Source organism: Sinorhizobium alkalisoli (genome assembly GCF_008932245.1).
Lineage (GTDB): Bacteria > Pseudomonadota > Alphaproteobacteria > Rhizobiales > Rhizobiaceae > Sinorhizobium > Sinorhizobium alkalisoli.
The window spans coordinates 3,454,326-3,467,333 of record NZ_CP034909.1 but is presented as its reverse complement, the minus strand read 5'-3'; the positions used below and the strand labels follow the sequence as shown (position 1 = coordinate 3,467,333).

Genomic DNA, 13,008 nt, shown 5'->3' with positions numbered 1-13,008 from the left:
CAATTTACCGCACTCCTTTCCAGAATATTTACCCAAGAAAGAGCGGTCGCTCGTTAACCCGGCGCTAACCGGATTCCTTAAGCCGATGGCAATTGGGCCCCACTAAATTCAGGGACATCCGATCAACGGCAACAGTTGGCGGAAGTGCTGACAACAAGTGAAGTTAGGAGAACTCCCATGAAGACCATTTTCGCTCGCCTGCTGAAAGACGAATCCGGTGCAACCGCCATCGAATACGGCCTGATTGCAGCCCTGATCTCGGTTGCTCTGATCGCCGGCGCCACGACAGTCGGCGATAGCCTTGAGAACGTATTCAACGCCATCGGTACCGAATTGACGACCGCTGAAGGCAACATGTAATCGAATGTCAGCCCTGAGCTGAACGCGAGAGCCGTTTCCTTCCGGAGCGGCTCTCTATTTTTGTGATGTGCCTCAACGGAAATCTTCGGTTCCAAAATAGAGGGCGGTATGACATGACAATCGCTGGAATCTTCGTCATTCTTCCACTCTGCCTCGCACTCGCGGCGTTCTCGGATCTGTTCACTATGACGATCCCTAATCGCATCTCCGCGATATTGTTGGGGACCTTTGTAATCGTTGCGCCGTTGGCGGGGCTTGGGATGAGCCAGATTGGCCTGCATATGGCAGCAGCCGCATTGGTTTTCGCCGTATGTTTTTTTCTTTTTGCGGCAAATGTTATGGGTGGCGGCGATGCCAAACTTCTTACCGCAAGCGCCGTCTGGTTTGGCCTGAACGCCTCGCTCGTAACATTTCTCCTCTATGTCGCGCTGTTCGGCGGTTTGCTAACAATCGTCGTTCTCTTCCTGCGTCGGCAGGAGAATACGATTCTTGCCAGCGGCATCCCTTTTCCTCGTGTGTTGCTGACGGCGGAGAAAATACCCTACGGCGTTGCAATCGCGCTCGGCGGCTTTGCAGCCTTTCCGTCCTCGCCGTTGATGCAGGCAGCCTTCGCGCAACTGTCCTAGCTCGCCCTGAAAGAGCGCTGCACTGAACAGTGCTATCTATATCTGTTAACCATCTACATAAGCAGCTCGTTAACCATAATTACACCAATTGCTGATCAATCTGGCCCCTGGGATTTCTAGGGGCTTGGGTAGATCATGAAACCGGTGCGCATCATTATTCTGGCGGTGGCCGTCGGCTCGGCGGCAATGGCCGGGCTGCTCGTGATGAAGCTCACCCGGGGACGGGCGCCGCAGATCGCCGCGCCCGTCATCGAGCGGGAACCGACCATCAATGTGCTCGTTGCCAGCAAGAGCCTGCCGGTGGGTGCGCGGCTCGGGGCCGAGTCCATTCGTTGGATGGCCTGGCCGAAGGACAATATTGCCGAGGGCATGATCACCGAGGAGAACCGGCCGGCGGCGGTCGACGATCTCTCCGGCGCCGTGGTGCGCCTGCCGATCTTCAATGGCGAACCGGTTCGGCCGGAAAAAATCGCCGATGCTTCCAACCGCATCATGTCGTCGCTGCTGCCTGCCGGAAAACGGGCCGTGGCGACCGAGATCACGGTCGCGACCGGGGCCGGCGGCTTTATCCTGCCGAACGACCGGGTCGATGTCATCATGGTGCGCAAATCCGACGGCAACGGGCTCTACCTGACCGAAACGGTGCTCAGCAACGTCCGGGTGCTGGCGATCGACCAGCAGGTGGAGGTGAAGGAAGACGGCTCCAAATCCGTCCTCGGCACCACGGCGACACTCGAATTGACGCCGGAGCAATCGAAGGTGATGACCGTCGCCCAGCAGATGGCCGAGCGCATATCGCTGGCGCTGCGCAGCGTCGCCGACGCCCAGGAGCCGGACACCGTCGCGGCCGACTACCTGCTCAGTGGCGATGGGCAGCCGAGCATCCAGGTCATCAAGTCGGGCTCCATCGTCAAGACCGATGGCGCAATCCAGAACCAGAGATAGCATCGAGTGGGGCGCAACGTGAAACGGGATCCAAACAAATTTCGGGCGTCTGTCGCGGCCTGCCTGTCTTTCTGCCTGGCATTTTCGGGCATCACGCTGCCGACTGTTCCGGCCGCGCAAGCCGCTGCTTCCTCGGTCGTCCGGCTTGGCGAAAGCGGGCCGGGGGTGAAAAGGAAGGTCAATCTCGGCCTCAACAAGGCGGTGGTCGTCGATCTGCCGACCGATGCGCATGACATCCTCGTCGCCGATCCCTCGCTCGCCGATGCCATCACCCGCACCTCGCGCCGCATCTATCTGTTCGGCAAGGCCGTCGGCCAGACGAATATCTTCGTCTTTGGCCCGAATGGCGAGGAAATCGTCAGCCTCGAGATCGCCGTCGAGCGCGACGTCGCCGGACTCGAGGCGAACCTGCGCCGTTTCATTCCGGACTCCGACATCAAGGTCGAGATCGTCTCCGACAACGTCGTCCTGACCGGAACCGTGCGCACGCCGCTGGATTCCAACAGGGCCATCGACCTGGCCCGTGCGTTCCTCAAGGGTGGCGAAGCGACCACCCGCAGCATCACGGCGCAGGGCACCAATGGTGACGCGGACATTTTCGCCGAAGACCGCCAAACCTCGCAGATCGTCAATTTGCTGACGATCGAGGGCGAGGACCAGGTGACCTTGAAGGTCACCGTTGCCGAGGTGAGCCGGCAGGTGCTGAAGCAGCTTGGCTTCAATGGCCGGGTCTCGGACGGTGAAAGCGGCATCGGCTTTCGCAATCCGGCCAACCTGGGAGATGCGGTCAGCTTGTTCGCCAATGCCGCAATTCGCGGTTCAATCGGCGGGACGACCATATCGAGCTACATGAATGCCATGGAGCAGGCGGGCGTCATGCGTACGCTTGCCGAACCCAGCCTCACGGCAATCTCCGGTCAGGAGGCGAAGTTCTACGTGGGCGGTGAGTTCCGGCTTGCGGGAACACAGGAAGTCTCGGCCGACGACGACACCGGTTCTCCAACGGTTGAGCGCGAAGTCAACGACGTCGAATACGGCATCCGGTTGAACTTCAAACCGGTCGTTCTTGGTGCGGGTCGAATAAGCCTGCAGATCGAGACCAATGTATCGGAGCCGACCTATGAGGGCTCTGTTGTCACCGGCAACAACTGGGGAAGCGCCAACCCGGGCATTCCCGGAAACACCTTCCTCGGCATCCGTCGGCGGGAAGCTTCGACCAGCGTCGAACTGCCGTCGGGCGGCTCGATCGTCATCGCCGGCCTGGTGCAGGACAATATCCGCCAGGCTCTTTCGGGCGTGCCCGGCGCCTCGAAGATTCCGATTCTCGGTACGCTGTTCCGCAGCAAGGACTTCCAGCGCAACGAGACGGAGCTCGTTATCATCGCCACACCTTATCTGGTGCGGCCGGTCGCCCGAAGCGCGTTGTCCAGGCCCGACGACAATTTCAATCCGGCCAACGATCTCGACAGTTTCTTCCTCGGCCGCGTCAACAGGATCTACGGACGTCCGGAAGCTCAAGCGCCCGCCGGCCGCTACCACGGCAATGTCGGCTTCATCTACAAATAGGGCGGGACATGAAAAACCAGGACGCAGCACAAAACCGTTTGGAAAGGCATAAGCCCATGTCTCCGACCCGCACGACCGTCCGGCTGGCCGCTCTGGCGATCCTTGCCGGCCTGCTTGCAGGCTGCGGCACCAGGGACAACCAGGCGACCGGCGCCATACCCGACGACTACCGTACCAGGCATCCGATCGTGCTCGCCGAGGCGGAGCACGCCATCGACATTCCGGTTGCATCCGGCGACCGGCACCTGACCCAGGGCACGCGCGACGTGATCCGCGGCTTTGCCGCCGAATATCGCCATGCATCGAGCGGCGTCATCCAGATCATGCTGCCGCGCGGTTCGGCCAACAGCCATGCCGCCCAGGTGCTCCGCAAGGACATTCGACGCATCCTTGCGGCAGCCGGCGTGCCGGCGAACCGGATGATCGAAACCGGCTACGAGGCCGCCGCCACGGGCGACGCCGCACCCATTCGCCTGAGCTATGTCGCGATCACCGCGCAGACGGGCCCCTGCGGCGAGTGGCCCGAGGACCTCACGCTCAACACCGTCCAGAACCGCAATTACTACAATTTCGGCTGCGCGACCCAATCCAACCTTGCCGCCCAGATCGCCAATCCGACGGACCTCATCGGTCCGCGCCAGATGTCGCCGGTCGACGCCGAGCAGCGCGCAGAAGTGATCGAAAGCTGGCGCGACAATTAGGATTCGGAAGCGGCAATCGTCCGGGACGCGGCTATTCGAGGAAAAGAGATGAACGCGATTGAATACAGCATCGACAATGGAGCGGGGGATCACGCCGAGGCGGCGCGACCGGGCGATCTCGACCAGCTTCGACCGCTGCCCCGCATTTCGATCCACGCCTTTTGCGAGAGCGAGGCCATGCAGCGCCTCATGGAGCGCTGCGGCCAGGACCGCCGCATGGCGAAGGTCAGCCTGCGCATCACCGGCGGCAGCGTCGCCGTCGCCGCGAACATGTTCGCGAGCGTCTCGACTCCGAACCTCATCATTCTGGAGACCGCAACGGAGCCGAGGTCGCTGCTTACGGAACTGGCGCCGCTGGCGGAGGTCTGCGATCCGAGCACCAAGGTCATCATCATCGGCCGCCACAACGATATAGCGCTCTACCGCGAACTCATCCGCAACGGCATTTCCGAATATATGGTCGCGCCGGTGACGATGGCGGATATTCTCTCGGCGATTTCGGCGATCTTCGTCGATCCGGAGGCCGAGCCCGTCGGACGAAGCCTCGCCTTCATCGGCGCCAAGGGCGGCTGCGGCTCGTCGGTGATCGCGCACAATTGCGCCTGGGGCATTTCCAACCTTTTCTCGACGGAGACCATCCTCGCCGATCTCGATCTGCCTTACGGCACCGCCAATATCGACTTCGACCAGGATCCGCCGCAGGGGATCGCCGAGGCGGTCTCCGCCCCGGACCGGCTGGACGAGGTGTTTCTCGATCGCCTGCTGACCAAATGCTCCGAGCACCTGTCGATGCTCGCCGCGCCCTCCATGCTGGACCGCGCTTACGATTTCGAGTCCGGCGCCTTCCAGCCGATCCTGGAAATCCTGCAGCGCAGCGCCCCGGTCTCGGTGCTCGACGTTCCGCATGGCTGGTCGGACTGGACCCGTTCCGTGCTTGCGGAAGCCGACGAGGTGGTGATCACCGCCGTCCCGGATCTCGCCAATCTTCGGAACGCCAAGAACCTGCTCGATGCGCTGAAGAAGCTTCGGCCGAACGACCGGGCACCGCATCTCGTCCTCAACCAGGTGGGTATGCCCAAGCGACCGGAGATCGCCCCGAACGAATTCTGCGAATCGCTCGAGGTCGAGGCGGCCGCGATTATCCCCTTCGACGCGGTCCTTTTCGGCAATGCCGCCAACAGCGGACGCATGATCGCCGAGATCGACAGGAAGGCCCCCGCTGCCGAAACTTTTTCACAACTCGCCCATCTCCTGACCGGCCGCGCCACCATCAAGAAGGCGCGCACGGGCAGTCTTGGAAAGGTCCTGGCGAGACTTGGCCGGAAATAGGCATCCCGCATCAAAGGATCGATGAAGCAACCGGATTGAAATGATGTTTGGCAAACGCGGAAATGAAGGGTTTGGAAAGATGGGCGGAAAGGCTGCCGCTGTTCCGCCGTCGATGCCGGTCGCACAGTCGGCGGTCATGGAGCGTCCGGCGGCTGCGCCGGTTCTGAGCGAGCCCTCGGCTCCCGCTCCCCGTCCCCAGCCGCCCGCGCCCGCCGCTCCGCCCGCACGCCGGCGTTCGCCGCGGGCGGAGGACTATTACTCGACGAAATCGCAGGTCTTCTCGGCGCTGATCGACACGATCGACCTGTCGCAGCTCGCCAAGCTCGATACGGAAAGCGCGCGCGAGGAAATCCGCGACATCGTCAACGACATCATCACTATCAAGAATTTCGCAATGTCGATCGCCGAGCAGGAGGAACTGCTCGACGACATCTGCAACGACGTGCTCGGCTATGGCCCGCTCGAGCCGCTGCTGGCGCGCGACGACATTGCCGATATCATGGTCAATGGCGCCGGCCAGACCTTCATCGAAGTCGCCGGCAAGGTCGAGGAATCCGACATCCGTTTCCGCGACAATGCGCAGCTCCTGTCGATCTGTCAGCGCATCGTCAGTCAGGTCGGCCGCCGCGTCGACGAATCGAGTCCGATCTGCGACGCGCGCCTGCCGGACGGCTCGCGTGTCAACGTCATCGCGCCGCCGCTGGCGATCGACGGAACGGCGCTGACGATCCGCAAGTTCAAGAAGGACAAGCTGACGCTGGAGCAGCTCGTCCGTTTCGGCTCGATCACCCCGGAGGGCGCGACACTCCTGCAGATCATCGGCCGCGTCCGCTGCAACATCGTCATTTCCGGCGGCACCGGTTCCGGCAAGACGACGCTGCTCAACTGTTTGACGCGCTACATCGACAGCGACGAGCGCATCATCACCTGCGAGGACTCGGCCGAACTGCAACTGCAGCAGCCGCACGTCGTTCGTCTCGAAACCCGCCCGCCGAACATCGAGGGCGAGGGCGAGATCACCATGCGCGATCTCATCAAGAACTGCCTGCGCATGCGCCCGGAACGAATCATCGTCGGCGAAGTGCGCGGACCGGAGGTCTTCGACCTGCTCCAGGCGATGAACACCGGTCACGACGGCTCCATGGGAACGATCCACGCCAACACGCCGCGCGAGTGCCTGAGCCGCATGGAGTCGATGATCGCCATGGGCGGCTATACGCTGCCGGCCAAGACCGTCCGCGAAATCATCGCGGGATCGGTCGACATCATCATCCAGGCCTCGCGCCTGCGCGACGGTTCGCGCCGTATCACCCATGTCACGGAGGTCACCGGCATGGAAGGCGACGTGATCGTCACCCAGGACCTCATGCGCTACGAGATCGATGGCGAGGACGCCAACGGGCGGATCATCGGTCGCCATGTCTCGACGGGCATCGGCCGGCCGAATTTCTGGGACCGCGCCCGCTACTTCAACGAGGACAAGCGGCTCGCCGCCACCCTCGACGCGATGGAAAAAAATTAGCGGCAAGCGGAGCCTGCCACTAACGAAGGAGAAGACCGACCGATGTTCGGCATAGACATCACCGTTCTGGCAGTGGCCGTCCTCGTCGCGATCGCGGCGGCGGCGCTTGCCTATGGCGTGCTCTATTCCCGCATCGAGAGCGAGAAGAAGGCGGAAGGACGGCTGCGCCGCGTCAGCGCGTCGGAAACCGACCGGGCCAGCGTGAAGGCGGCGCGCGACCGCGTCAACGAAATGTCGAAACGGCGCAAGTCCGTGCAGGATTCGCTGAAGGAGCTCGAAAAGAAGCAGCAGGAAAAGTCGGCGAAGACCGCCCCATCGATGAAGGGGCGGCTTATGCAGGCCGATCTCAGGATCTCCTTGACGCAATTCTACGTCTTCAGCGCGCTTTTCGGCTTCGTCGCCTTGTTCTTCGTCCTGCTTGCCGGCGCCGGCCCGTGGATCGCGCTCGGCGTCGGGCTGATTGCCGCGGCCGGCCTGCCGCGCTGGACGGTCGGCTTCCTGGTCAAGCGCCGCTGCATGAAGTTTCTCAACGAGTTCCCGAATGCGCTCGACGTCATGGTCCGCTCGATCAAGTCCGGTCTGCCGCTGAACGATGCGTTGCGGCTGATCGCCAGCGACGGACAGGAGCCGGTGAAGACGGAGTTCCGCCGCGTCGTCGAATCCCAGCAGGTGGGCCTCAACGTTCCGGAAGCCTGCGCCCGCATGATCCAGAGCGTTCCCCTACCGGAGGTGAACTTCTTCGCCATTGTCATCGCCATCCAGGCGCAGGCCGGCGGCAACCTTTCCGAGGCGCTGAGTAACCTCTCCAAGGTGCTGCGCGAGCGCAAGAAGATGAAGGCGAAGGTCAGCGCCCTGTCGATGGAGGCCAAGGCTTCCGCAGCCATCATCGGCGCGCTGCCCTTCATCGTTTCGCTGCTCGTCTACCTGACATCGCCGGACTACATGATGGTCCTTTTCACCGACCCGCGCGGCCATATCATCATGGGCGCCTCGGCCGTGTGGATGAGCATCGGCATCCTCGTCATGCGCAACATGATCAATTTCGACATCTGAAGGGCTCTGACGGTGAACGGCTGGATAGACACACTGACCGATCCGAACATCATCGTCGCCGCTCTCGTGTCGATGGCCGTGCTCGCGACCTTCTATTCGCTCGCCGTTCCCTTCCTGGAGCGCGGGGATCTCGCGAAGCGGATGAAGGCCGTCGCCACCGAACGCGAGCAGATTCGCGCCCGCGAACGCTCTCGTCTCAACGCCGAGGCGTCCAGCAGCCGCGCCAGCCTCAGGTCGCAGCAAAACACCTCGGTGCGGCAGATCGTCGAACGGCTGAACCTCAGGAAGGCGCTGGTGGACGAGAATACGGTCAATCGGTTGAAGACGGCCGGCTATCGCTCGCAGAATGCGCTGAATACGTTTCTTTTCGCCCGCTTCTGCCTGCCCTTCCTGTTTCTGGTGGCCGCGGTCGTCTATATTTTCGTGCTCGGCAACTTTGCCGAAAAGCCGACGATGATGCGGCTGCTGTTCACCATCGGCTTCGGCTACCTCGGCTTCTACGCGCCGAACATCTTCATCGCCAACGCGATCTCCAAACGGCAGCATTCGATCCGCCGCGCATGGCCGGATGCGCTCGATCTTCTGCTCATCTGCGTGGAATCGGGCGTCTCGATGGAAATCGCCCTGCGCCGCGTCGCAGACGAAATCGCCGCCCAGTCTCAGCAGCTCGCGGAAGAACTGGTGCTGACGACGGCGGAGCTCTCCTTCCTGCCGGATCGACGCGTCGCGCTGGAAAACCTGGGCATGCGCACGGGGCTCGAGGAAGTCAAATCGGTGATGCAGGCGCTGATCCAGGCAGATCGCTACGGCACGCCCATTGCCCAGGCGCTGCGCGTGCTCGCGCAGGAAAGCCGCGACCAGCGCATGACCGCCGCGGAGAAGAAGGCCGCCGCCCTGCCGCCGAAGCTGACGGTGCCGATGATCCTGTTCTTCCTGCCCGTCCTCGTCGCCGTTATCCTCGGCCCCGCGGGCATACAGGTGGCGGATAAGTTCTGAGGCGACGACTTCGAAGGTGGCTGGCCGCGGAATGGTTGATCGCCATCCCAGAGCTTGCGTCTGGATCCTCGTGTCAAGCCCGAGGATGACGCCGTGGAGAGGTGGTCGCGAAAGCCTGTAACCGCCTATCAGCGCCCGCTCTCCGCCGAAAGACTGACGACCGCCCTGCAGCAGACCAGGGAAGGCGGCGGCACATTCGCTGTGAAGAGACATTGCCGACGCCCCTCTTTCCGTCATCCTCGGGCTTGACCCGAGGATCCAGGCGCAAGCCTGACGACGACCAGGAGGGGACTGGGCAGTTGCGGCAACTTCCCTGACCATCAGGCGACATATCAGGCGCGCAATGATCGTAGCACATCGAAGTGGCCCCCCGCACGGACACACAATCGTCAGTTCGTATTCCCATCGTCCGCCTTGGCGAGTTGGTTCCAGGCGCCCTTCTGCGACAGCATCGAGCGCAGATAGGCGACATTCGCCGCCGCCTGCTGGGGGGTCAGTTCCTGCCGCGCGATCGTTTCGGCTTCCTGAAAGCGTCCCTGAAGGCCGATGGCCAAAGCGAGGTTCTGTCGGACGCTGCTGTCGGCGGCGGGTTGGTCAACGGCCGAGCGGAGATAGGTCTCCGCCGTCTTCAGATCCTTCGTCAGCAGGTAGGACATGCCGAGATTGGAGAGCACGGAGGGCTCGTTGGGCTCCAGGTCCAGCGCCTCGCGATAGCGCAGCCGCGCCTCGGAGGAGCGGCCGAGCTGGTCCAGGATCGCGCCTTCCGCCGACTTCAGTTTCCAATCGGGGCGATCGGGCGTCTGGGCGCGCTTGACCGTCGCCAGCGCCTGTTCCAGCTGCCCCGCCGCCGCCTGCGCCTTGCCATAGGCGCCGAGGACCTCACGATCCGTCGGGTGGTTGATCGCTACCTGCTGCATGACTGCGAGCGCCTGTTCGTTACGCCCGGTCATGCGCAGCAGATTGGCATAGTTGAGACCCGCGTCGCGATCCTTGGGATTGCGTTCATAGGCCTGGCCGATGTTTTCCGCCGCAGCCGTGAGTTCGCTGGCGTTCATCGCGGCGACCGGTTTCGAAAGCTTCGGAATGGAACCGGTTGTCAGTTCCTTCTTGCCCTGCTGTCCGGCACAGCCTGCAACCGAGATCGCCAGGATTGCGACGGCAGTTCCCTGAGCCAGGCCACGAAGATAGGCGGAGAGGATATGTGGTGTCGTCATCAGTCGGTGCCCCGGACCACGATTTCAGGCAAAACCGAAACATCGTGATCGATTCCAAGTGTTCAGAGCGGCTGCAGGCCAGTGGCCGCTTACCCTTGCCCGCCCCCGATCGCTTCGCCCCGGAACTCCAACAACGACGGCGCAACTTTCACTCCAGCAATAATCTGTTAACCCTAACAGAGCGTTAATCGCATCGATCCATACCACCAATCGAGGAAGTCCATGGCCCCCTATCAATTCATCGAACGGCCGTCGCCGTTCAGCACCGGCAACGGCAAGACGCTGCCGATCTTCGCGGTGACGCCGGCGCATATCGAGACGGGATCGATCGACCCGATCGCCCTCGACTGGGCGCGCAAGGCCGGGTTCAAGGCGGAACGCGGTGCGGTACTCCTCATTCCCTCGGCAGACGGCCATCTTGGCGGCGCGCTGTTCGGTCTCGGCTCCAATCCCTCCGACGCGCCTTTCCTGACGGGCAAGCTCGCCCGCGCGCTGCCGGCCGGCAAATGGCATATAGAGACGGCGCCCTTGACCGCGAATCGGCTGGCGCTCGGCTATGGCCTCGGCTCCTACCGTTTCGAGCGCTACAAGAAGCCGAAGGCGGAGGCGCCGACGCTGTCGATACCGGCCGATGCGGACGCCAGCGACATCAAACGGCAGCTCGCCGGCGTCTTTCTGGCGCGCGACCTCATCAATACGCCGACCAACGACCTCGGACCGGAGGCGCTGGAGGCAGCCTTCCGCGCTCTCGCCGGCCACTACAAGGCGGACGTCTCGGTGATATCAGGCGAAGCCTTGCTCACGCAGAATTTCCCGCTGGTGCACACGGTCGGCCGCGCCAGCGCCGAAGCGCCGCGGCTTCTGGAATTGCGCTGGGGCAAGAAGGGCCACAGGCGGGTAACGCTCGTCGGCAAGGGCGTCTGCTTCGACACGGGCGGCCTCGACATCAAGCCGGCCTCCTCGATGCTCCTGATGAAGAAGGACATGGGCGGCGCTGCCAATGTCATGGGCCTGGCGCTGATGATCATGGACGCGAAGCTGAAGGTCGACCTGCGCCTGATCATTCCCGTCGTCGAGAATTCGATTTCCTCCAACGCCTTCCGTCCGGGCGACATCTACAGGAGCCGCAAGGGCCTGACGGTGCAGATCGACAACACCGATGCCGAGGGCCGGCTGATCCTGGCCGATGCGCTCGCCTATGCCGACGAGGAGACGTCCGACCTCATCGTCGACATGGCGACGCTGACGGGTGCGGCCCGCGTTGCGCTCGGCCCCGATCTGCCGCCCTTCTTCACCGACGACGAAGAACTGGCGCAGGACCTGACCGAGGCAAGCCTTACGGCCGACGACCCGATGTGGCGCATGCCGCTCCATATGGGCTACGACAAGGACATTTCCGCCCGCATCGCGGATCTGACCAACGCTCCCTCGGGCGGCATGGCCGGTTCGATCACCGCAGCGCTGTTCCTAAAGCGCTTCGTCACGAATGCCAGGAGCTGGGTACATTTCGACATCTTCGGCTGGGCTCAGGCGGAGCGTCCGCATTCGCCGGTCGGCGGCGAGGCCCAGGCGATTCGGGCGCTCTATCACCATATCCGCCGGATCGCCGGGTAGGTGGCGTCGCCTGCAACGAACCTTTGCACGCCTGATAAGACCGCGCCGCAGGCGGCCTACGGCCCCGTTTCGTTTCGCTGCTCGAGAAGTCGCGAGTGCTCGAAGACGAAGATGACGACAAGCGCCATGACGAAGGGGATAAGCAGGTAGAGCAAGCGGAAGATCGCGAGCGCGGCGAGCACGTCGGCGGGGTCGACCTCCGGCAAGGCGGCTATGAAGACCAGTTCGAGCACGCCGAGGCCGCCCGGCGCATGCGAGAGCAGGGCGGCCGAGAAGGAGGCGAGGAATATCCCGAGGACGACGATATAGCCCGGATTGGCGGCCTCCGGCAGCGCGAAATAGATGATCCCCGCGGCGCCGAGAAGTTCGACCGGAGCGATGATCAGCTGCCTCGCGACGATCGAAGGCCGGGGATATTGCAGCTGGAACCAGCGCGTGTGCACCGGCCGTAGCCCGATCAGGCTTCCCAGGACATAGAGGCCGATGAGCGCGAGGATGAGGCCGCCGGTCGTCAGCGACATCTCGATCGGCAGGAACTCCGAGAAACGCTCGATGATGTTGGGCCTCAACAGCAGCACGATCGCCGACAGCATCAGCGTGCCGAGGGCGAAGGTGAATGAGCAGAAGGCGACGAGCACCCCGATTTCGCCGGGCGTCAGTCCCTTCGACCGATAGGCCCGATAGCGCACCACCGCCCCGGAAAACACCGATGCGCCGAGATTGTGCGACAGCGCGTAAGTCGTGAACGAGCACACCGTGATGAACCAAAGCGAGATGCGGTGGCCGAGATGGTCGAGGGCCAGCCGGTCATAGAGGGCCAGCGCCGCATAGGCGATCAGGGTCGACCCGATCGCCAGCAGCCAGCTGCGCAAGGATATGGCCTGGAAACTCGCGATGAACGCGTCGAGGGAGAGGCCGCGCAGCTCGTGATAGAGCGCATTTACCGACAGGAGAATCGCCGCCAGCCCGACAACGGGCCAGAAATATCTCTGCACCCGTTTCATACCGGCATCGGTTCACGGGCTGGATCGAAGAGGCCACCACGGGTCGGAGCGAGGCCGGAACCGTCATCTTCGCGCTGC

12 protein-coding genes are annotated in these 13,008 nt (G+C 62.9%); 10 read left to right on the top strand and 2 right to left on the bottom strand.

Going from position 1 to position 13,008, the window contains the following annotated elements; genetic code table 11:
- Window positions 1–177: 177 nt before the first annotated feature.
- From EKH55_RS16465 to EKH55_RS16425, 9 genes are all read left to right on the top strand, one after another.
- On the top strand, window positions 178–360 hold the full coding sequence (locus EKH55_RS16465) for a Flp family type IVb pilin (RefSeq protein WP_069459943.1): 183 nt from the start codon (window positions 178–180) through the stop codon (window positions 358–360).
- 113 nt (window positions 361–473) lie between these two features.
- Window positions 474–986, top strand: a complete 513-nt coding sequence (locus tag EKH55_RS16460; RefSeq protein ID WP_069459944.1) for an A24 family peptidase — start codon at window positions 474–476, stop codon at window positions 984–986.
- Between the two features lie 135 nt (window positions 987–1,121).
- A complete protein-coding gene (cpaB, locus tag EKH55_RS16455; RefSeq protein WP_069459945.1) occupies window positions 1,122–1,931 on the top strand; it encodes a Flp pilus assembly protein CpaB in 810 nt (269 codons plus the stop codon).
- Window positions 1,932–1,949: 18 nt separating this feature from the next.
- Window positions 1,950–3,497, top strand: coding sequence for a type II and III secretion system protein family protein (locus tag EKH55_RS16450; protein ID WP_069460041.1), 1,548 nt, complete (start codon window positions 1,950–1,952; stop codon window positions 3,495–3,497).
- A gap of 56 nt (window positions 3,498–3,553) precedes the next feature.
- Entirely contained in the window at window positions 3,554–4,198 is a 645-nt protein-coding gene (locus tag EKH55_RS16445) for a CpaD family pilus assembly protein (RefSeq protein WP_069459946.1), read from the top strand.
- Window positions 4,199–4,246: 48 nt separating this feature from the next.
- On the top strand, window positions 4,247–5,527 hold the full coding sequence (locus EKH55_RS16440; RefSeq protein WP_069459947.1) for a CpaE/TadZ family protein: 1,281 nt from the start codon (window positions 4,247–4,249) through the stop codon (window positions 5,525–5,527).
- A gap of 43 nt (window positions 5,528–5,570) precedes the next feature.
- Window positions 5,571–7,049 (top strand): TadA family conjugal transfer-associated ATPase, encoded by a 1,479-nt coding sequence (locus tag EKH55_RS16435; protein WP_069460042.1) that lies wholly within the window; start codon window positions 5,571–5,573, stop codon window positions 7,047–7,049.
- A gap of 42 nt (window positions 7,050–7,091) precedes the next feature.
- The gene (locus EKH55_RS16430; RefSeq protein WP_069459948.1) at window positions 7,092–8,102 is read left to right on the top strand and encodes a type II secretion system F family protein; all 1,011 of its coding nucleotides are present in this window, start codon (window positions 7,092–7,094) and stop codon (window positions 8,100–8,102) included.
- 12 nt (window positions 8,103–8,114) lie between these two features.
- Window positions 8,115–9,098: a type II secretion system F family protein gene (locus tag EKH55_RS16425; RefSeq protein ID WP_069459949.1), complete on the top strand. Its 984-nt coding sequence runs from the start codon at window positions 8,115–8,117 to the stop codon at window positions 9,096–9,098.
- Window positions 9,099–9,487: 389 nt separating this feature from the next.
- On the opposite strand, the gene EKH55_RS16420 is transcribed toward EKH55_RS16425, so the two are convergent.
- Complete coding sequence (locus EKH55_RS16420; RefSeq protein WP_151611841.1) at window positions 9,488–10,312, bottom strand: tetratricopeptide repeat protein; 825 nt, start codon at window positions 10,310–10,312, stop codon at window positions 9,488–9,490.
- A 222-nt stretch (window positions 10,313–10,534) separates the two neighbouring features.
- Between EKH55_RS16420 and EKH55_RS16415 the strand changes: the two genes are divergently transcribed.
- The gene (locus tag EKH55_RS16415; RefSeq protein WP_151611840.1) at window positions 10,535–11,926 is read left to right on the top strand and encodes a leucyl aminopeptidase family protein; all 1,392 of its coding nucleotides are present in this window, start codon (window positions 10,535–10,537) and stop codon (window positions 11,924–11,926) included.
- Between the two features lie 56 nt (window positions 11,927–11,982).
- Here EKH55_RS16415 and EKH55_RS16410 read toward each other — a convergent pair whose 3' ends face one another.
- Window positions 11,983–12,930: a lysylphosphatidylglycerol synthase transmembrane domain-containing protein gene (locus tag EKH55_RS16410; RefSeq protein ID WP_151611839.1), complete on the bottom strand. Its 948-nt coding sequence runs from the start codon at window positions 12,928–12,930 to the stop codon at window positions 11,983–11,985.
- Window positions 12,931–13,008: the final 78 nt, after the last annotated feature.